This is a genomic window from Stenotrophomonas sp. LGBM10, assembly GCF_046736075.1.
GTDB lineage: Bacteria > Pseudomonadota > Gammaproteobacteria > Xanthomonadales > Xanthomonadaceae > Stenotrophomonas.
Genome location: NZ_CP177163.1, coordinates 3931673 through 3951633, shown reverse-complemented (window position 1 = coordinate 3951633; position 19961 = coordinate 3931673). Strand labels below are relative to the sequence as shown.

Genomic DNA, 19961 nt, shown 5'->3' with positions numbered 1-19961 from the left:
CACTGAAACGCAGACACCCCGGTTGCCCGGGGTGTCGTGCGTTGCGCGGATCAGAATTTGTAGTTGAGTGTCAGGCGCACGTTGCGCGGCTCGCCCCAGGTATAGGTGCTGTACCAGCTGAAGATCGTGTAGTAACGCTTGTCGAGCAGGTTGTTGACGTTGAGCGTCGCCGACAGCTGGTCGTTGAACTGGTAGCGCGCCATCGCATCCAGCAGCCAGTACGGCTCGGTGCGATGCACCTGGCTTCCACCGGTGGCGGGGTTGGTGATGGTGCCGAACGTGCTGCCCTGCCAACGCGCACCACCACCGACGCTCCAGCCCTGCGCCGCGCCGGTGAGGCGGTAGCTGGTGTGCACGCTGAACTGGTCTTCCGGCTCCAGCGTGGAGACCTTGGTGGACTGCTGCCGCGCGATCTTGTGCGCGTAGCCGCCCTGCACCTGCCAGCCCGGCGCGAGCTGGCCGGAGATCTCCAGCTCATAGCCCTTGGTACGCACGCCCATCAGGCCTTCATAGGCGATGCCGCCGCTGGGCGTACGCCCGCCGGTGGGTTGCGCGTAGTTGTCCTGTTCCAGCTGGAACACCGCCGCGCTGGCGTTGAGGCGACCGTCATAGAACTCCGCCTTCAGGCCGGCCTCGTAGCTGCGCCCTTCCATCGGGTCCAGCACCCGGCCCTGTTCGTCCTGGTTGCCCTGCGGCTTGAAAATGGTGCTGTAGCTGGCGAACACCGAGAAGTTGCGGTTGAGGTCGTACACCAGGCCGGCGTACGGCACGACCACGCCGCTCTCGTCGGTATCGGGGGATTTGTAATTGGCGATACGGCTGCCGACGATCAGCTTCAGTGGGTCGGCCAGGTCGAAGCGGCCCACCACATAGGCACCGCTCTCGCGGGTGACCTGGTTGTCGCCGTAGCCCCACTGCCATTCCGGTTCGGGCACATCACCGGTCCAGGCGTAGTAGTTGTCCACGTCGGTCACATAGCCTGGCTGCGGCGAGTACCCGTTGTTGACCCAGCGCTTGCGCGACACGCTGCCACCGACGACCAGCTCGTGCTGGCGGCCGAACCACTCGAACTTGCCGCTCACATACAGATCGGCGGCATTGCTGGTGGTCTTGCCGATGTACTGGCCCAGCCACATCATCACGCCCTCGCCGGTGACCGGATCGGGATTGCCACCGGCCGCCGCCCCCAGCGAGGCGTCGTAGCCGTTGACCTGGTGGTTGAGCTGCAGCTTGGCGACCCAATCGTTGGCGAAGGTGTGTTCCAGCGTGGCAAACCCGGTGCGCGCGTACTGGCCCCAACGGCTCCAGCGTGCGCCATTGTTGAACGAGCGCGGCATGCTGTTGAAGTTGCCTTCGCTGTCCAGCAGCGGGATGCCGCCCCAGCTGGACCCCTTGGGATCGCTGTCCTGGTAGTCGGCACCCACCGTCAGCAGCGTGCTGTCGCCGATATCGGCTTCCAGGATGCCGTAGAAGACCTCGTTGCTGCGCTGGTAGTGGTCGGCGTTGGAATGCTTGTCCTGGTAGGCCGCCACGGCGCGCCCACGGACGCGGCCACTTTCGGTCAACGGGCCGCCAACATCGACTTCGGCGCGGTAGCTGTCCCACGAACCCACCCCCAGCGTGGCGCTGCCGGCCAGCGTGCGGGTCGGCTTCTTGCGCACCAGATTGATGGTTGCGCCGGGGTCACCCATGCCGGTCAGCAGGCCGGTCGCGCCCTTGAGCACCTCGATGCGGTCGTAGATGGCGGTATCGCTCAGGGTGTTGCCCGCCGAGTACGCCGAATCGCGGGCCATCGGGATGCCGTCGTACTGGAAGTTCTGCACCGCGAAGCCGCGCGCGTAGTACTCGGTGCGCTCGCTGTCGTAGGTCACGATGCTGATGCCCGGGGTGACCTTCATGACGTCGTCGATGCCGTTGAGCCCGAAGTCGTTCATTTCCTGACGGGTGATCACGCTGATCGACTGCGGCGTCTGCCGCGGGCTGAGCACCAGGCGCGTGGCGGTGGCGATGGTACCGGGGGTGTACGAATCACTGCCCTCGGTCACCGTACCCAGCTGGTTGGCGGTGACCTGCACCGTCTGCAGGGTCTGGGCGCCCTCCTTGGGCGGTGCCGGCGCTTCCTCCGCCTGCGCGGCGGGCGCACACAGGCCCAACCCGAGCACGCCACTCATGGCCAGGGTGAGCAGGGACATCGACGGCGCCGACCGGCGAACGGCACGAACGCGACCCGAACGGGCCTGGGCAACACGGAACACGGGATCGGACACGGCAACGCCTCCAGAAAGGAAAGGAATCCTCTGGCGGCGGCTCGAGGGAGAAATAAGGGGGGGGGCGGAAAGCACGGCAGTGCCTCCGCGGCAGCGGCATTCTACATCCTGCGGACATGCGATGCTTTGCGCAGTTGGATGCCCTGCAGAAGGAACACGGATGTACATCGCGCTTGCGACATCGCTGATGCTGGCCCTCGCCGGCACGGCTGCCCCGCCGCAACTGGACGACTACCCGGTCGAACTGACCCGGATCGATCACTTCGCCCCGACCCGGCCTCCGCATGACGGGGTGACCTGGAAAATGGACATGTACCTGCGCGGCGACAGCCAGGACGGCGACCTCGACTTCGCGGACCGCTTCACCGTCTACCTGGCCGGCTGCGGCAGCGGCTGCATCGAGTACGTCCTGATCGATCGCGTCAATGGCCAGGTCCATCCCGGCCAGACCCTCAACAACGGGCGCTTCGCACACCGGCGCGACAGTCGCCTGCTGATCGTCACCCACAACGACGGCTACGGGTATCCCGACCGGATCGAGTATCTGCTGTGGACGGGCGAGCGGCTGGAGCGCATCGCGTACGAAGAGCGCGCCTTCGTCCCCGACTGAGGCGTACCGGGTGCGCCGCGCGCCCAAACAAAAAGGCCTTCGTACTTGCGTACGAAGGCCTTTTGCATAACTGGCGGAGCGGGAGGGATTCGAACCCTCGATAGAGCTTTTGACCCTATACTCCCTTAGCAGGGGAGCCCCTTCAGCCACTCGGGCACCGCTCCAGTGTTCTTGTTCCGCCGCTGCGTTGTTTCATCTCAGCGGGGGCGCGAATAATAACGTTTTCCGCGCCCTCAGGTAAAGCCTTAATCGGAAGAATTTTCACTTCCAGCGGCATTCGGCTCGTCGCCACGCTGGATGCGCTGGTAAATCTCTTCGCGGTGCACGGCCACGTCCTTCGGAGCGGTGATACCGATACGGACCTGGTTGCCCTTGACGCCGAGCACGGTCACGCTGACCGAATCACCGATCATCAGGGTTTCGCCTACGCGGCGAGTCAGGATCAACATTTTTGCAAGTCTCCATGGAACCGGTGGTGTTTCCCCACCGGCTTGGCGCCCAGCCAAGGAACGCCCCACGACAAAGGGAAAGGATTCGCCATAGTACCGTCAGCCGTCCCACGCCATCAAGGAGCAGGACAGCCAAGGCTTACGACGTTCAGATACGCGGGGTGACCCAATCCACTACGGCAGCGAGGGCCGAGGCAAGGGCGGGCCCGTCCTCACCACCACCCTGGGCGAGATCCGGGCGACCGCCGCCCTTGCCCCCGATCTGACTGGCGATGTGCGACAACAGTTCCCCGGCCTTGACCTTGCCCGTTGCGCTGCCGTTCACACCGGCGACCAGGGCCGCTTTGCCGTCCTGCACGCCCGCCAGCACGATCACCGTGTCGCCCAGCTGCTGCTTGAGACGGTCCACGGCATCGCGCAGCGCCTTCGCGTCGAATCCTTCCAGACGCGCGGCCAACACCTTGACGCCATTGACCTCTACGGCCGATGCGCCGAGGTCGGCGGTGGCGCCGGCAGCCTGCTTGGCCTTCAATCCCTCCAGTTCGCGTTCCAGCTTCTTCTGGCGCTCGCCGAGCTGGCGGATCTTCTCGACCACGTCGGCAGCCGTACCGCCCAGCAGTGCCGCCGCTTCGGCGAGCTGCGCTTCTTCATGGGCCACGTAGTCCAGCGCGCCCTGCCCGGTCACCGCTTCGATGCGGCGCACGCCCGAGGACACGCCACCTTCGGCGGTGATCTTGAACAGACCGATGTCGCCGGTGCGGCCCACGTGCGTGCCGCCGCACAGTTCGGTCGAGTAGTCGCCCATCTTCAGCACGCGCACGTGTTCGCCGTACTTCTCGCCGAACAATGCCATCGCGCCGAAATCGAGGGCTTCCTGCATGCCCATGTTGTGCACTTCGGCCGCGTTGTTGGCGCGCACCTGTTCGTTGACCTTGCGCTCGATCACGGCGAGGTCGTCGGCGCTGATCGGCTGGAAGTGCGAGAAGTCGAAGCGCAGGCGGTCCGGTGCCACCAGCGAGCCCTTCTGCTGCACGTGGGTGCCCAGCACTTCACGCAGCGCGGCGTGCAGCAGGTGGGTGGCCGAGTGGTTGAGGATGGTGGCGCCACGGCGCTGGCCGTCGACCTCACCGCTGAGCACGTCGCCGACCTTCAGGCTGCCGCCGGCCACCTGGCCGACATGGCCGTGGTACTGGCCCGCGAACTTCTGGGTGTCGCTGACCTGCAGCTGCACGCCCTTGCCCGACAGCGTGCCGGTGTCGCCCACCTGGCCGCCGGATTCGGCGTAGAACGGGGTCTGGTCGGTGAGCACGATGACCTCGTCGCCGGCCTGCACGGCGTCCACCGGGCGACCGTCCTTGAGCAGGGCCACCACGGTCAGGCCATCGGCCTGCAGGCGGTCGTAGCCCAGGAACACGGTGGGCTTGAGGGTGGCGACCAGCTCGGCGGACAGGACCACGCCTGCGCCGCCCTTGCCTGCCTTGCGGCCGTCATCGCGCTGCTTCTTCATCGCGGCATCGAAGCCGTCGATGTCCACGGTCAGGTCGCGCTCGCGCGCGATGTCCTGGGTCAGGTCCAGCGGGAAACCATAGGTGTCGTAGAGGCGGAACGCGTCGGTACCGGGGATGACGCCATCGGTCACCTGCGCGGCAACGTCGTCGAAGATCTTCATGCCCGAATCGAGCGTCTGGGCAAACCGCTCTTCTTCGGCCTGCAGGGCGCGCACGACGGTGTCGGCCTGCGCCGGCAGGTCCGGGTAGGCTTCGCCCATCTGCTCGACCAGGGTCGGCACCAGCTTGCTGAAGAACGGCTGGCGCACACCCAGCATCCAGCCGTGGCGCAGTGCGCGGCGGATGATCCGGCGCAGCACGTAACCGCGACCTTCGTTGGACGGCAGCACGCCATCGACGATCAGGAACGAACAGGCGCGGATGTGATCGGCGATCACGCGCAGCGACTTGTTCTCCAGATCGGTCATGCCGGTCAGTTCGCTGGCCTTGCGGATCAGCGCCTGGAACAGATCGATCTCGTAGTTGGTGTGCACGTGCTGCAGGATCGCAGCCAGGCGCTCCAGGCCCATGCCGGTATCCACGCACGGCGCCGGCAGCGGCACCAGGGTGCCGTCGGGCTGGCGGTCGAACTGCATGAACACCAGGTTCCAGATCTCGATGTAGCGATCACCGTCTTCGTCCGGCGAGCCCGGGGGGCCACCGGCGATGTGGTCGCCGTGGTCGTAGAAGATCTCGGTGCACGGACCACAGGGACCGGTATCGGCCATCTGCCAGAAATTGTCCGACGCGTACGGGGCGCCCTTGTTGTCGCCGATGCGCACGATCCGCGCTTCCGGGATGCCGACCATGTCGCGCCACAGCGCGTAGGCCTCGTCATCGGTCTGGTACACGGTCACCAGCAGGCGCTCGGCCGGCAGCTTCCAGACCTGGGTCAGCAGTTCCCATGCCCAGGCGATGGCGTCCTTCTTGAAGTAGTCGCCGAACGACCAGTTGCCGAGCATTTCGAAGAAGGTGTGGTGCCGCGCGGTATAGCCGACCTGGTCCAGGTCGTTGTGCTTGCCGCCGGCGCGCAGGCAGCGCTGGACGTCTGCGGCGCGCACGTAGCTGCGCTTCTCCGCACCGAGGAACACGTCCTTGAACTGCACCATGCCGGAATTGGTGAACAGCAGGGTCGGATCATTGCCCGGCACCAGCGGTGCCGACGGCACGATGGTGTGGCCCTTGCCCTTGAAGAACTCAAGGAAATCGCTGCGGATCTGGGAGGTAGTGAATTTGACGGATGCGTTCATGGGGGCTGGCTTTGTGCGGGCCGGCCAGTCCCTCGCGGGACCGCCGAAACCACAAAGGGTATCAGGCCCGGGCCGCTCAGTCCTCTGGGTCGTAACGGGTCGCCCGGCGGATGCTGTCGCCATCGAACCCCCGGCGGGCCAGCAGATCCGCCGCCTTGCGCCGCTGGGGCAGCTCCTGCGGCCCGGCGTCGCCGAACCTCCGGCAGACCAGATCGCGGGCGTTCTCGGTCCAGTCGCCCTCGAAGGTCGCCATCGCCGCTGCGACCTGCTCGCTGTCCAGCCCGTGGGTACCCAGTTCGGCGCGGATATGCAGGGGGCCGTAACCGGTATTGGCACGGACCCGCACCAGGTTCTCGGCGAACCGGGTGTCGTCCTGCCAGCCGGCCTCGCTGAGCTTGTCCACGGCCGCTTCTGCCGCCTCGGTCTCGATGCCGCGGGCCTGCAGCTTGCGGGTCAACTCCTTCCGCGAGTGCTCACGGCGGACCAGCAGGCCCAGCGCACGCTGGACCGGGGTCTGTTCGCGGACACGGCGCTTGCGGCCGGGTGCCGGGGCGTCGGAATCGTGCATGACCACCTTCGATGAAATGCGCCGTCCCTGGCGCTCCCCCCGTCGGGGGAATACTGAAACCGCGGGACAGGGCAAGCGTCACTGACGGCGCCGCCCTGCCCCGCAGGAAACTCACTCGGCGTCGTCGCTGTCGTCGTCGCCACCCTCGCGGACCGCTTCGGCCGGCTGGAACTTCTCGCGCAGCTCGGCTTCCAGGCGCTGGGCAACCTGCGGGTTGTCGCGCAGGTAACCACGGGCGTTGTCCTTGCCCTGGCCAATGCGCTCTTCACCGTAGCTGTACCAGGCGCCGGCCTTCTCGACCAGCTTGGCTTCCACGCCCATGTCGATCAGCTCGCCCTCGCGGCTGATGCCCTCGCCGTACAGGATCTCGGTGATGACCTGCTTGAACGGGGGCGCCAGCTTGTTCTTGACGACCTTGATCTTGGTCTGGTTGCCGATGATCTCGTCGCCCTTCTTGATGGCGCCGATACGACGGATGTCCAGGCGCACCGAGGCGTAGAACTTCAGGGCGTTGCCGCCGGTGGTCACTTCCGGGCTCTGGCCCGGCATCATCACGCCGATCTTCATGCGCAGCTGGTTGATGAACACCACCAGGGTGTTGGAGCGCTTGATGTTGCCGGTGAGCTTGCGCAGCGCCTGGCTCATCAGACGGGCCTGCAGGCCCGGCAGCTGGTCGCCCATTTCGCCTTCGATTTCCGCCTTGGGGGTCAGCGCGGCGACCGAATCGACCACCACGATGTCCACCGAGCCGGAGCGCACCAGCATGTCGGCGATTTCCAGTGCCTGCTCGCCGGTATCCGGCTGGGACAGCAGCAGGTCATCGACATTCACGCCCAGCTTGGCGGCGTAGATCGGATCCAGCGCATGTTCGGCGTCGATGAAGGCAGCGGTGCCGCCCTTCTTCTGGCACTCGGCGATCGCCTGCAGGGTGAGGGTGGTCTTGCCCGAGGACTCCGGACCGTAGATCTCCACGACACGCCCCTTGGGCAGGCCACCGATGCCGAGCGCGATGTCCAGCATCAGCGAACCGGTGGGAATGACCTCGACCGCCTCGATGACACGGTCGCCCATGCGCATGACCGAGCCTTTGCCGAACTGCTTCTCGATCTGGCTCAGGGCGGCGGTCAGCGCACGCTTTTTGTTCTCGTCCATCGTATTGGTCCTTGCAGAGGTCATGTCGTTGGAGGTGCTTTCTTTGGGAGTCTTCTTGGCCACGGGGTCACTTTAAGGTTGGCGTATCGCACAGGCTGAGATTCTGCCCGGCTCTCGAAAAAAAATTATCGGACATCCGTACCAACCTCAGCAGAACCAGAGAATCGCCACAAAGACCGCGCGTGTTTCAACAGCATCAGGACCTAGCGGTTGGGCCGCAGCAGTCCGCAATAGAGGCCTTCGATGGCGAAGTCCTGGTCGGGCAGGACCTCGATCGGCTTGTAGTCGGGGTTGCGTGGCAGCAGCCGGATGCGGTCCTTGCCCATCTTCAGCAGCTTGACCGTGATCTCGTCATCGATACGGGCCACCACGATCTGCCCCGAACGGGCGTCGCGGGTGCGGTGCACGCCGATCAGGTCGCCGTCGAAAATACCCTCGTCGATCATCGAGTCGCCCTGCACCTTGAGCAGGTAGTCCGGCGCGGGCGAGAAGAACACCCGGTCCAGCACCACGAAATCGTCCGAACCGATGTCCGCTCCGATCGGCAGACCGGCCGCGACCCGGCCGAGGACCGGCAGACGCAGCACATGGTCCGGCAGCGCGGTGGCCGGCAGCGAGGCCGGCAGGCCCTCCTGCAGCGGCGGTACCTGCACCAGCCGGATGCCGCGCGCCTGGCCCGGGATGCGACGGATCGCCCCGGCCTGTTCCAGCGCCTCCAGGTGGTACTGCGCGGCGCGTACGCCCTTGAAGCCGAAGGCACGGGCGATTTCCGCCTGGGAGGGCGGTGCGCCATCGGTCTGGATGCGCTCGGCGATCAACTGCAGGATCGCCTGCTGGGTGTCGGTCAGGTCCATGATTAGTAGTATTACTACTAACACCCTGCGCACGCAAGTGCCTGCCGACGATGGGCGGCCGTCGCGTCAGGGGTTCCGGCCGGAGCGCCAGATCGAGAACAGGATCCACACGCCGCAGAAGCCCGCACCGACGAAGCCGGCCACGCCCAGCGCCAGCAGCCAGCGGCTGGAGACCCCGCCCACGCTGTGCATCACGATGGAGGAGCCGATGATCAGCGCGGCCGTCACGATACCCATCACCAGGCGGTTCGCGGCGCGGTTGACCTGGTCGCCAAACCCCTCGAGGGCGCGGGTTTCCACCTTGAGCTGGAGCCGCCCGTTGCGCGCCATCTGCAGCAGCCGGCGCACGTCGCGCGGCAGGTCCCCCATCAGGTCCATTGCCCCGAGCAGGCTGCGCTTGCCGCGCTTGAGCATCGCCGCCGGCGCGTAGCGCTGCCACATCACCCGCTCCAGGTAGGGGCGCGCGGCGCTGGCCATGTCGAACTGCGGGTCGAGCTGGCGGCCCATGCCCTCCAGCGTCAGGAACGTCTTGATCATCAGCGCGAGGTCGGCCGGCAGGGTCAGCGCGTACTGGCGCAGCAGCTGGGTCACATCGCCCAGCATCAGGCCCATGTGCAGGTCCTTCAGCGGCACGCCCCGATACTGGTCGACGAACGTGCTGATGTCCTGCTGCAGGCGGGCTTCGTCCACGTCCACGCCGCCGGCCCAGTCCAGCAGCACGTCCATGACCGGCTCGGGCTCCTGCGCCACCAGCCCATGCAGCAGCTGCGCGACCTGGAAGCGACGCTGTTCGGACAGTGCGCCGACCATGCCGAAGTCGATGACCCCGATCCGGCCATCATGCAGGTAGATGATGTTGCCCGGGTGCGGGTCGGCGTGGAACGCGCCGTCCTGCAGCACCATCTTGAGGATGATGCCGGCGCCGGTGCGCGCGAGCTGCACCCGGTCCAGGCCGGCGGCGTCGACGGCGGCCAGATCCCGCCCGGGGATGCCATCCACGAAGTCCTGGACGTTCAGGCTTTCGCAGGTCCACTGCCAGTGCACGGCCGGAATGAAGATGTCCTGCCGCCCCTGGAAATTGCGGGCGATGCGTTCGGCATTGCGGCATTCGGCGGCGAAGTCCAGCTCGCGCCGCAACGAGGTCTGGAACTGCTGCACCACCTCCGATGGACGGTAGCGGCGCAGGTCCGGCAGGCGCGCTTCGACGATCTCGGCCAGGCGCGCCAGCAGGCGCAGGTCGGCTTCGATCACCTCACGGATGCCGGGACGACGGATTTTCAGCACCACGGCCGAGCCGTCATGCAGGGTCGCGCGATGCGCCTGCGCCAGCGACGCGGCGGCCATCGGGGTTTCATCGAGCCAGGCGAACACCTCGGTGGCCGGTGCGCCGAGGTCGCGTTCGAGCTGATCGCGCACCTGGGCATACGGCAGCGCCGGCACGGCGTTCTGCAGTTCGGAGAATTCGGTGATCCAGTCGGGCGGGAACAGGTCCACGCGGGTGGCCAGCACCTGGCCCAGCTTGACGAAGGTGGGGCCGAGGTCTTCCATCGCGCGGCGCACCCGCACCGGGGCGGTCATGCGCAGCATCTGCTGGGTGTCGTTCCAGTGCAGCAGGCGCCCGGCCCGTTCGAGCACGTCGGCCAGGCCGATCCGGCGCACCAGGTCGCCGAAGCCATAGCGGATCAGGACCGAGGCGATTTCCTGCAATCGTCCCAGGTCGCGCACGGTTCCCAGCGTTTCCCACATTGCGCACACTCCTGTCGGCACACCCGCTCAGGATGTCACACCGGCGGGAAAATTCCCGTCAGCGCCTGGTGCACGGTCTGCCGCCGTATGGCATCACGGTCGCCGTCGAACTGGAACAGCTGGGCGCGCGCATAGCCGCCGCGTTGCTTCCAGCCGATCCAGACACTGCCCACCGGTTTGTCCGGGCTGCCGCCGCCGGGACCTGCGATGCCGGTGACCGCCACGGCCATCCCCGCACCGGAATTGACCAGGGCACCGGAGACCATTTCCAGCACGGTTTCACGGCTGACCGCGCCGAACTGCTCCAGCGTCTGCGCACGCACGCCGAGCAGGCGCTGCTTGGCTTCGTAGCTGTAGACGACCATTCCGCAGTCGAAGAACGCCGACGAGCCGGCCACATCGGTCATCGCCTTGGCGATCCAGCCGCCGCTGCAGCTTTCAGCGGTGACCAGCTGCAGCGCGGCCTGCTGCAGGCGCTGCCCGACGTCACGGGCGAGAACGCCGAGGTCGGCGTCGGAAGGAACGGTCATGGGGATCCAGGATCAACGGGGGGACACAGCCCCCGTTTTAGCCGAAAACAGCGGGGCTGTCGTGCCACGACGGTGCGACGCTGTGTCGCGGCGTCACCATTCGGGCACTTTCTCCGGCAGCAGCGCGCGGATCGGCTCTCCGCCCTCGCCCGCCGCCAGCTTTTCGGCCTCGGCGATCGGAATCTCCACGCCCAGCAACCATCCGTCCTCGTCGGCCTGCTCGCTGCGGACCACTTCCAGCTGGTGCAGGCGCGAGCGCAGGCGGCCGGCACTGGGCGGCAGACGCAGCTGGCCGGTGACATGCTGCAGACCCAGGCGCTTGCCCAGCACCGACTGCAGCAGGTCCAACCCCAGCCCATCGCGGGCGGAGATCCAGACGCGCTCGCGGCGCGCGGTGTCCGGGATGCCATCCTGCGCGTCGTGGCGCACTTCGCTGCCCTCGATGCGGTCGATCTTGTTGAACACCAGCAGCTGCGGCAACTCGCCCGCGCCTACCTCGTTCAACACCTCGTCGACCTGGGCGATGCGTTCTTCGCGATGCGGATCGGCCGCGTCCACCACGTGCAGAAGGAAGTCGGCCTCGCGTGCTTCACTCAGGGTCGCGCGGAACGCCGCCACCAGTTCGTGCGGCAGGTCGCGTACGAAACCCACCGTATCGGCCAGCACCACGTTGCCGCCCGGCACCGCAATGCGCCGCACGGTCGGGTCCAGGGTCGCGAACAGTTTGTCCGCGGCGTAGGCTTCGGCGCCGGTCAGCGCATTGAACAGGGTGGACTTGCCGGCATTGGTGTACCCCACCAGCGCCACGCGCGGCAGTTCGCTGCGCACGCGGGCACGTCGCATCTGGGTGCGCTGCACTTCAACCTTTTCAAGCCGCTTCTGCAGCTGCTCCACCCGCTTCTGCAGCAGGCGGCGATCGGTTTCCAGCTGGGTTTCACCCGGACCGCGCAGGCCGATGGCACCACCGCGCTGGCGTTCCAGGTGGGTCCAGCCGCGCACCAGCCGCGTGGCCATGTGGCGCAGTTGCGCCAGCTCGACCTGCAGCTTGCCTTCGTGGCTGTGCGCCCGCTGGGCAAAGATGTCCAGGATCAAGCCGGTGCGGTCGATCACGCGCCGCTCCAGGAACCGCTCCAGGTTGCGCTCCTGCGACGGCGACAGCGCGTGGTTGACCAGCACCAGATCCGCCCCCGTCGCCTCGGCCGCCGCCTTGATCTCGTCCAGCTTGCCGGAGCCGATCAGGATCGACGGATTGGGGCGATCGATGCGCGCGGTCAGGGTGGCCGCGATGCTGGCCCCGGCCGAGCGGGCCAGATCGGTGAACTCTTCCAGCACGTCTTCTTCGAGCCGGCCGGCATGCGGCTGGATCAGGAGCGCGTGTTCGCCTCGCTTGGAACGATCAAACACGCAGTTCTCCCTTGTTGCTCAACCTGTCACTCAACGTCTTCATCACCTTGGACGCCTTCGGCGCCACCTTCATTGGACTGCACATAACCACCGCCCGGCCCGACCCGCACGTTGCGCGCCGGCACCACGGTAGAAATGGCGTGCTTGTACACCATCTGGCTGACCGTATTGCGCAGCAGGACCACGAACTGGTCGAACGATTCAATCGTGCCCTGCAGTTTGATGCCATTGACCAGATACACCGACACCGGCACGCGCTCGCGCCGAAGTGCATTCAGAAACGGATCCTGCAGCGATTGCCCCTTGGACATTGCACACTCCTGATTATTGTTTTTATGGTTTTCCAGCAGTTGCTGCGGCCCCCGCCGCCCACCGGAATCCTTGATGGTACACGGGGTGGGCGCGTGAAGGCGCGGTGTCAGCGACCGACAAAGGTCGAAACCGCGTCCGCCAGGGAGGCCCTGTCGATATGCGGGTCGAACCAGCGGGCATCAAGTTCGCCACGCAGCCAGGTCAGCTGCCGTTTGGCCAGTTGCCGGGTGGCGTAAATGCCCCGGTCGCGGAAGTCGGCGGCGCTGCCCTGCCCGTCCAGAAACTCCCACGCCTGCCGGTATCCGACCGCGCGGATCGCCGGCAGGTCCAGCGGGGCCGTCACCTCCCCCATTGCCGGCAGCGCGCGCAGGGCACGCACTTCGTCGAGGAAACCGTGGTCGAGCATGGCGTCGAAGCGGGTCGCGATCCGCTGGTGCAGGACGCTGCGCTCGCGCGGGGCCAGCACCAGCTTCAACGCGCGCACCGGCAGACGGTCAACGCCCGGCAGCTTCTGCCACTCGCTGATCGGGCGACCGGTCAGGCGGAACACCTCCAGCGCACGCTGGATGCGCTGCGGGTCGGTGGCATGAATACGCGCGGCGGCGGTCGCATCCACCTGCGCGAGCTGGGCGTGCATGGCCGCCCAGCCGTGTTCGGCGGCCTCGGCGGCGATGCCGGCGCGGACCACCGGGTCGGCCTGCGGCATCGGCGACAGACCCTGCAGCAGGGCGCGGAAGTACAGCCCGGTCCCGCCGGCAAGAATGGGCAGCTTGCCGCGCGCGACGATATCGCCCACGGCGCGTGCGGCGTCGGCGGCGAATTCGGCCGCCGAGTAGGTCTGCCACGGGTCGCGCAGGTCCAGCAGGTGGTGCGGCGCCTGCGCGCGCTCGTCGGCATCGGGCTTGGCCGAGCCGATGTCCAGCCCGCGATAGACCAGCGCCGAATCGACGCTGACGATCTCGCCATCCAGCTGACGGGCCAGCGCGATGGCCGTGGCGGTCTTGCCCGAGGCCGTCGGCCCCATCAGGGCGATCGCCAGCGGCCGGGTATCGATGGCCATCAGTCCTCGTCCGGCCAGCGCGGCATGGCCGGCGCGGCGTCCACGCGCACGGCGGGCACGGCATCCACGGCTGCCCATACCTTGAGCGCATCGACGGTCGCGGCGACATCGTGAACACGCAGGATCATCGCGCCGCGCTGGGCGGCAATCAGGTGCGCGGCGACCGAGCCGGCCACGCGCTCGCGCGGCGCCTCGCGCCCGGTCAGCTCGCCGATGCTGCGCTTGCGCGACAGCCCGGCCAGCATCGGCACGCCCAGCTCGAGAAAACGCGCCGAGCGCGCCAGCAACGTCATGTTGTGCCCGGTGGTCTTGCCGAAGCCGAAGCCCAGGTCGATGACCAGATTCTTCTTGGCGATGCCGGCCATTTCGGCGGAGAACATCCGCTCGGCCAGGAAGCGGTGCACCTCGGCCACGACATCGTCGTAGTGCGGGGTGTCCTGCATGCTGCCCGGCTCACCCTGCATGTGCATGAGCACCACCGGCACACCGAGCTCGGCGGCGGCGGCAAGCGCGCCATCCTGGCGCAGGGCATGGATGTCATTGATCATCCCGGCGCCGGCAGCCACCGCTGCGCGCATCACCTCGGGCTTGAAGGTGTCGATGCTGATCGGCACGGTGGTCTGGCGCGCCAGCTGCTCGATCACCGGCACCACCCGGCGCAGCTCCTCCTCCAACGGCACCGGCGCACTGCCGGGCCGGGTCGACTCGCCGCCGATATCCAGCAGGTCGGCGCCCTCGGCCACCAGCTGCAGGCCGTGCGCAACCGCGGCATCCACCGTGTCGTGCGCACCGCCATCGGAGAACGAGTCCGGGGTGACGTTGACGATGCCCATCACACGCGGGCGATCCAGCCGCAGTACGCGGCCAGCGCAGTCGAGCTGGGGAGAAGTGTCGAACATGGGCCATCCACGAAGTACGCCAGCGTGTAGTTTACGCCGGCGTACCGGATCGGCTGTCGGCGATCAGCGCTGGCGGCGCCTGCGCTCCACGTACAGGGTCTTGGCGATGCTCAGCAGCACGCCGACCGCGATGCCGATGCCGGCACCCAGCAGCAGGTTGTCGCGGGCCAGGCCGATGCCCACGCCCACGATCGTGGCGATCACCATTTCGGCGGTGTGCGAGATCGGCTGCGGCGGAGGGAGGGACATGGCAACTCCAGAACGGAAACGGTAACGGGGCGCCATTATGACCCGCGCCCGGCGCCAGGGGCCCGCGGAAACGACGAAGGCCGGGTTTCCCCGGCCTTCGTCATTCATGCGTTGTCGGCTCAGTGCTGTTCGGCAGGACCGGCAATCGGCGGCAGCGGACGGGCGTCGCCGCCCTTGTCGTTGTTGCTGCCACCGTCCTTGTTGGACTTCTCCCAGCCCATCGGCGGCGGCGGATCGCGGCCTTCCATCACCGCATCGATCTGCGGCACGTCGATGGTCTCGTACTGCAGCAGCAGCTGGGACATGGTGTGCAGCTTGTCCAGGTTGGCGGTCAGCAGCTCGGTGGTGCGCGCATAGGCCTTGTCCAGGATGCTGCGCACGACTTCGTCGATGCGGCGCGCGGTATCGTCGGACACGCTCTTGTGCTGGGTCACCGAACGGCCCAGGAACACCTCGTCGTCCTCCTCGCCATAGGCGATCGGGCCAAGCTCGTCGGACAGGCCCCACTTGGTGACCATGTTGCGGGCCATCTTGGTGGCGCGCTCGATGTCGTTGGAGGCGCCGGTGGTGACCTTGTCGGTACCGAAGATCAGTTCTTCGGCAACGCGGCCGCCGTACAGCGAGCACAGCTGGGATTCGATCGCCACCCGATTCATCGAGTAGCGGTCGCCTTCGGGCAGGTACATGGTCACACCCAGCGCGCGGCCGCGCGGAATGATGGTGACCTTGTAGACCGGGTCATGCTCGGGCACCAGGCGGCCGACGATGGCATGGCCGGCTTCGTGGTAGGCGGTGAGCGTCTTTTCTTCCTCGCTCATGGCCATCGAACGGCGCTCGGCACCCATCAGGATCTTGTCGCGGGCACGGTCGAAGTGGTCCATGCGGACTTCCTTCTCGTTGCCGCGCGCGGCAAACAGCGCCGCCTCGTTGCAGAGGTTGGCCAGGTCCGCACCGGAGAAGCCCGGGGTACCGCGCGCGATCACCATCGGCACGACGTCGTCGGCCAGCGGCAGCTTGCGCATGTGTACCCTGAGGATGTGCTCGCGGCCCTTCACGTCCGGCAGGCCCACCACGACCTGGCGGTCGAAGCGGCCCGGGCGCAGCAGCGCCGGGTCCAGCACGTCGGGACGGTTGGTGGCGGCGATGACGATCACGCCCTCACCACCCTCGAAGCCGTCCATTTCAACCAGCAGCTGGTTCAGGGTCTGCTCGCGCTCATCGTGACCACCGCCCAGACCGGCGCCACGGTGGCGGCCGACGGCGTCGATTTCGTCGATGAAGATGATGCACGGCGCGTGCTTCTTGGCCTGCTCGAACATGTCGCGGACGCGGCTGGCGCCGACGCCGACGAACATCTCCACGAAGTCCGAACCGGAAATCGAGAAGAACGGCACCTTGGCTTCACCGGCGATGGCACGGGCCAGCAGGGTCTTGCCGGTACCGGGCGGGCCGACCATCAGCACGCCGCGCGGAATCTTGCCGCCCAGCTTGGTGAACTTGGTCGGATCGCGCAGGAAGTCGACCAGTTCGCCCACTTCTTCCTTGGCCTCGTCGCAGCCGGCGACGTCAGCGAAGGTGACCTTGATCTGGTCTTCGCCCTGCAGCTTGGCGCGCGACTTGCCGAAGGACATCGCGCCCTTGGCACCGCCGCCACCGCCCTGCATCTGGCGCATGATGAAAATCCAGAAGCCGATGATCAGGATCACCGGGAGGAAATTCATCAGGATGGACACAAAGGAAATGCCGCTCGACGGCGATTCCTGGGCGATTTCCACGCCCTTGCCGCGCAGCACGTTGATCAGGTCGCGATCGTAGGGCGCGGTGATGGTGGCCGCCTGGCCGCCACGGGTGGTGTAGGAGATCTCGGTGGTCGCGCCACGGGCGTCACCGCCCAGCGTGACCTTCTGGACGTTGCCGCTGTCCACCTGGTCAAGGAACTGCGAGTAGGTCGTGCCCTGTGCGCCAGCGCCGCTGCTCTTAGGCGAGAAGCTCTGGAAAACCACCATCAGCACGACGGCGACGACCACCCATAGCAGGAGGTTCTTGGTCAAGTCGTTCATCCTCATTGGCTCCGGTGTTCCTTTAATTCCTGACGCGATTCGTATGGTTGAGCTTACTTGATCTGGGCGCGTTTTCCCTGGCCCAGGGCGTAAACCTCGGGCGAGCGCTTTCGGGAGGCTTCAGGCTTGCGGATCACCACTTTGTCGTACCTGCGGCGCATCTCGCGCACGTAGTCGTCAAAGCCCACGCCCTGGAACAGCTTGATCAGGAACGCACCACCCGGCTTGAGGTGCTGGTCGGCGAAATCCATCGCCAACTCGGCCAGGTGCATCATCCGCGGTTGGTCCACCGCGTCCATACCACTTTTATTGGGGGCCATATCCGAGAGCACAAGGTCTACCGGCTGATCCCCCAGCATGGCTTCGAACTCCGATAGGACGGCCTGCTCCCTGAAGTCACCGTGAAGAAACTCCACGCCGGCCAGCGGCGGCATCTCCAGAATGTCCAGGGCGAGCACGCGGCCGGTGTCGCCGATCTGGCGCCGGATCTGCTGTGACCAGCCGCCCGGGGCGGCGCCCAAGTCGACCACGACCATGTGCGGCTTCAGCAGCCGGTCACGCTCGAGCAGCTCCTCCAGCTTGTAGGCCGCACGCGAGCGCATGCCCTCGGCCTGGGCCTTCTTCACGAAGGGGTCGGAGAAGTGCTCTTTCAACCAGCGTTGACTGCTTTTGCTGCGCGTTGCCATTGGATGCGGGCCGGATGGGGTGGTCATGATACCCTGATCGCCCCAGATAACCGCTTGTTTCCTGAATGTCCATCACGCTGACCTCGTCCCAGACCCGCTTCCTCCGCGGCCACGCCCATGATCTGAAGGCCCTGCTGCAGATCGGCGGCAAGGGGGTCACGCCGGCCTTCCTGGCCGAACTGGACGAGGTCCTGGAGCGCCACGAACTGGTCAAAGTCAAAGTCGCCGGCGAAGACCGCGACGCGCGCGACGCCATGATCGCCGAGCTGGTGTCGGCCTCCGGCAGCGCCCTGGTGCAGCGCATCGGCCACGTGGCCGTGCTGTACCGCCCCAGCAAGGAACAGCGCCAGATCGTCCTGCCGCGCGGCTGAACCCGGAAGACCCCATGCAGCTGAGCCACGAAATCCCCGACTACGCCTATGCCCTGCGCGCCGCCGATGGCCGCACCGCAAAGGTGAACGAGCGGACGCTGGCCTCCAGTTTCATCCTGGCGCCGGACACGCTGATCGAGGCGTGGCCGGTGGCCACCATCGCCGAGCTGACCCCCGAACACCTGCAGCCGGTGCTGGCCCTGAATCCGGCGCTGGTGGTGCTTGGCACCGGGGACACCCAGGTGTTCCCGCCTGCGGCGGTGATGGCAGCCTGCCTGACCCGCGGGATCGGGCTGGAAGTAATGAACAACCCGGCCGCTGCGCGCACCTTCAACATCCTCGCCAGCGAGGGTCGCAAGGTGGCGGCAGCGTTCATTCTGACCGGCTGAACGTGCTGATATCCGTTCAGGAAAGGCCGCCCGTATGGCGGCCTTTTTTGTGGGCGGGGATGCGGGCGGCCGCGTTGGCTGTTTTCGATCATTGCCGCGCTGCGCGCGGCCAGCCGACCAACGGTCGGCTCTACCCGGATTGTCGCGCCCGGTGCGGTGGTTACTTCGGCGGCAGGTACAGCAGCGGGTCGACCGGCTTGCCGTTGTAGCGGATTTCGAAGTGCAGCATGTCGCGCGGGGCACCGGTGCGGCCCATTTCGGCGATCTGCTCGCCGGCCTTGACGCTCTGGCCTTCGTTGACCAGGCGCTTGCGGTTGTGGCCGTAGGCCGACAGCCACTGGTCGCTGTGCTTGATGATGATCAGTTCACCGAAACCGACCAGGCCGGCGCCGGAATACACCACCACGCCGCCGGCGGTTGCGCGCACGGGCTGGCCGCTGCTGCCGGCGATGTCCACGCCCTGCTTGGTGGCCTCGCCGGCGACGAACTTGCCCACGATCGCGCCATCGGCCGGCCAGCGCCAGCTGATGTTGCTCTTGATCGCGGTGGTCGGCGACGGGGTGGGCGCCGGGGCCGGCGCGGGGGCAGTGCCCGGGCGCGGTGCGGTCACCACCGTGGTCGGCGCACGGCCGCCGCCGCCGCCGGGGTACAGGCGCAGCGTCTGCCCGGGGTAGATCGTGTAGGGCTCGGACAGCCCGTTCCAGGCCGCCAGGTCGCGCGGGGTGATGTTATGGATGCGGGCCAGCGCGTACAGGGTGTCGCCACGTCGGATCACCGCGGTCTGCCCCGGCTTGGCCACCGAGCTCTGCGGCGTGGGGTGGGCGGTGCCGCCGCCGCTGCCCGAGGGGCGCACCACCGTGGCGGTGCCACAGGCGCTCAACGCGGACACCACCAGCAGCAGCGCGCCGGTGCGCACTCCCTTGCTCATACGATCAACACTCATGCGAACTTCGACCTCCATACAAGCCAGGCAACCAAGCCCACCACCAGCACGGTCGCGACCCAGCCCAGCGGTTCGATCCAACGCCGCAGCGCGGCTTCCGCGCGCGGCCCGCCGATGCGGATGACGGCCGCCAGGACATACACCCGCTTGCCCCGCCCGATCAGCATGCTCAGGAAGTACTGCGGCAACGGCACGCCGACAATACCCGATGCCCACGTGAAGACCTTCATCGGGATCGGCATGAACCCGCCGAGGACCAGGAAGGTGAACACCGCCCACGGCGACTCGGCCATCTTGGCCTGCACCACCGCGATGCCACCTTCGATGCTCGACAGCATGCCGAGCGCGGCGAACACCGGCTTGAGCGCCTCGAAGGCGTAATGCCCCAGCGCGTAGCCCACCAGCGCACCGGCCATCGAGCCGGCCAGGCTGAGCGTGGCGAACCACCAGCCGCGCTTGGGCTGGGCCACGCACATCGGCGCGAGCATCACCTCGGGCATCACCGGGAAGATGATCGCCTCGATGAAACTCAACACCGTGAGATAGGTGGGCGCGCGCTCATGCGCTGCCCACTTCATCGCCCGCTCGTACAGCGGGCCAAAGATCTTCATGACG

20 protein-coding genes and 1 tRNA gene are annotated in these 19961 nt (G+C 67.0%); 3 read left to right on the top strand and 18 right to left on the bottom strand.

What is annotated here, in order from left to right:
* Nucleotides 1-50 precede the first annotated feature (50 nt).
* A complete protein-coding gene (locus tag ACLB90_RS17315; RefSeq protein ID WP_411850617.1) occupies nt 51-2192 on the bottom strand; it encodes a TonB-dependent siderophore receptor in 2142 nt (713 codons plus the stop codon).
* A 235-nt stretch (nt 2193-2427) separates the two neighbouring features.
* Between ACLB90_RS17315 and ACLB90_RS17310 the strand changes: the two genes are divergently transcribed.
* On the top strand, nt 2428-2877 hold the full coding sequence (locus tag ACLB90_RS17310; RefSeq protein ID WP_411850616.1) for a hypothetical protein: 450 nt from the start codon (nt 2428-2430) through the stop codon (nt 2875-2877).
* A 71-nt stretch (nt 2878-2948) separates the two neighbouring features.
* On the opposite strand, the gene ACLB90_RS17305 is transcribed toward ACLB90_RS17310, so the two are convergent.
* The 15 genes from ACLB90_RS17305 to rlmE form a co-directional block, all read right to left on the bottom strand.
* Nucleotides 2949-3041 (bottom strand) — tRNA-Ser (locus ACLB90_RS17305).
* Between the two features lie 81 nt (nt 3042-3122).
* Nucleotides 3123-3326: a carbon storage regulator CsrA gene (csrA, locus tag ACLB90_RS17300; RefSeq protein ID WP_017357638.1), complete on the bottom strand. Its 204-nt coding sequence runs from the start codon at nt 3324-3326 to the stop codon at nt 3123-3125.
* 148 nt (nt 3327-3474) lie between these two features.
* Entirely contained in the window at nt 3475-6123 is a 2649-nt protein-coding gene (alaS, locus tag ACLB90_RS17295) for an alanine--tRNA ligase (protein WP_411850615.1), read from the bottom strand.
* 76 nt (nt 6124-6199) lie between these two features.
* Complete coding sequence (gene recX, locus ACLB90_RS17290; RefSeq protein WP_411850614.1) at nt 6200-6691, bottom strand: recombination regulator RecX; 492 nt, start codon at nt 6689-6691, stop codon at nt 6200-6202.
* A 111-nt stretch (nt 6692-6802) separates the two neighbouring features.
* Nucleotides 6803-7843: a recombinase RecA gene (recA, locus tag ACLB90_RS17285; protein WP_411850613.1), complete on the bottom strand. Its 1041-nt coding sequence runs from the start codon at nt 7841-7843 to the stop codon at nt 6803-6805.
* A gap of 203 nt (nt 7844-8046) precedes the next feature.
* Nucleotides 8047-8697: a transcriptional repressor LexA gene (gene lexA, locus ACLB90_RS17280; RefSeq protein WP_411850612.1), complete on the bottom strand. Its 651-nt coding sequence runs from the start codon at nt 8695-8697 to the stop codon at nt 8047-8049.
* Between the two features lie 66 nt (nt 8698-8763).
* A complete protein-coding gene (gene ubiB, locus ACLB90_RS17275; protein WP_411850611.1) occupies nt 8764-10443 on the bottom strand; it encodes a 2-polyprenylphenol 6-hydroxylase in 1680 nt (559 codons plus the stop codon).
* 35 nt (nt 10444-10478) lie between these two features.
* On the bottom strand, nt 10479-10973 hold the full coding sequence (locus ACLB90_RS17270) for a CinA family protein (RefSeq protein WP_411850610.1): 495 nt from the start codon (nt 10971-10973) through the stop codon (nt 10479-10481).
* Between the two features lie 93 nt (nt 10974-11066).
* Nucleotides 11067-12377 (bottom strand): ribosome rescue GTPase HflX, encoded by a 1311-nt coding sequence (hflX, locus tag ACLB90_RS17265; RefSeq protein ID WP_411850609.1) that lies wholly within the window; start codon nt 12375-12377, stop codon nt 11067-11069.
* A 26-nt stretch (nt 12378-12403) separates the two neighbouring features.
* The gene (gene hfq, locus ACLB90_RS17260; RefSeq protein ID WP_411850608.1) at nt 12404-12688 is read right to left on the bottom strand and encodes an RNA chaperone Hfq; all 285 of its coding nucleotides are present in this window, start codon (nt 12686-12688) and stop codon (nt 12404-12406) included.
* Nucleotides 12689-12795: 107 nt separating this feature from the next.
* Nucleotides 12796-13749 (bottom strand): tRNA (adenosine(37)-N6)-dimethylallyltransferase MiaA, encoded by a 954-nt coding sequence (gene miaA, locus ACLB90_RS17255; protein ID WP_411850607.1) that lies wholly within the window; start codon nt 13747-13749, stop codon nt 12796-12798.
* Nucleotides 13749-14648 carry a dihydropteroate synthase gene (gene folP, locus ACLB90_RS17250; RefSeq protein WP_411850606.1) on the bottom strand — a complete coding sequence of 300 codons (900 nt, stop codon included), beginning with the start codon at nt 14646-14648 and terminating at the stop codon, nt 13749-13751. Before folP ends, miaA begins: the two co-directional genes overlap by 1 nt.
* A 63-nt stretch (nt 14649-14711) precedes the next feature.
* The gene (locus tag ACLB90_RS17245; protein WP_411850605.1) at nt 14712-14897 is read right to left on the bottom strand and encodes a hypothetical protein; all 186 of its coding nucleotides are present in this window, start codon (nt 14895-14897) and stop codon (nt 14712-14714) included.
* Nucleotides 14898-15016: 119 nt separating this feature from the next.
* Nucleotides 15017-16957 (bottom strand): ATP-dependent zinc metalloprotease FtsH, encoded by a 1941-nt coding sequence (ftsH, locus tag ACLB90_RS17240; RefSeq protein ID WP_411850604.1) that lies wholly within the window; start codon nt 16955-16957, stop codon nt 15017-15019.
* 53 nt (nt 16958-17010) lie between these two features.
* The gene (gene rlmE, locus ACLB90_RS17235; protein WP_411852786.1) at nt 17011-17643 is read right to left on the bottom strand and encodes a 23S rRNA (uridine(2552)-2'-O)-methyltransferase RlmE; all 633 of its coding nucleotides are present in this window, start codon (nt 17641-17643) and stop codon (nt 17011-17013) included.
* A 65-nt stretch (nt 17644-17708) separates the two neighbouring features.
* On the opposite strand from rlmE, the gene yhbY reads away from it, so the two are divergent.
* Both yhbY and ACLB90_RS17225 read left to right on the top strand, forming a co-directional pair.
* The gene (yhbY, locus tag ACLB90_RS17230) at nt 17709-18014 is read left to right on the top strand and encodes a ribosome assembly RNA-binding protein YhbY (RefSeq protein WP_411850603.1); all 306 of its coding nucleotides are present in this window, start codon (nt 17709-17711) and stop codon (nt 18012-18014) included.
* A 14-nt stretch (nt 18015-18028) separates the two neighbouring features.
* Nucleotides 18029-18403 (top strand): Mth938-like domain-containing protein, encoded by a 375-nt coding sequence (locus ACLB90_RS17225; RefSeq protein WP_411850602.1) that lies wholly within the window; start codon nt 18029-18031, stop codon nt 18401-18403.
* A 160-nt stretch (nt 18404-18563) separates the two neighbouring features.
* Here the strand turns inward: ACLB90_RS17225 and ACLB90_RS17220 are convergent, their stop codons facing one another.
* Both ACLB90_RS17220 and ACLB90_RS17215 read right to left on the bottom strand, forming a co-directional pair.
* Nucleotides 18564-19346, bottom strand: coding sequence for a peptidoglycan DD-metalloendopeptidase family protein (locus ACLB90_RS17220; RefSeq protein WP_411850601.1), 783 nt, complete (start codon nt 19344-19346; stop codon nt 18564-18566).
* A complete protein-coding gene (locus ACLB90_RS17215; RefSeq protein WP_136006378.1) occupies nt 19343-19957 on the bottom strand; it encodes a YqaA family protein in 615 nt (204 codons plus the stop codon). The genes ACLB90_RS17220 and ACLB90_RS17215 overlap by 4 nt, the downstream gene beginning before the upstream one ends.
* Nucleotides 19958-19961 lie beyond the last annotated feature (4 nt).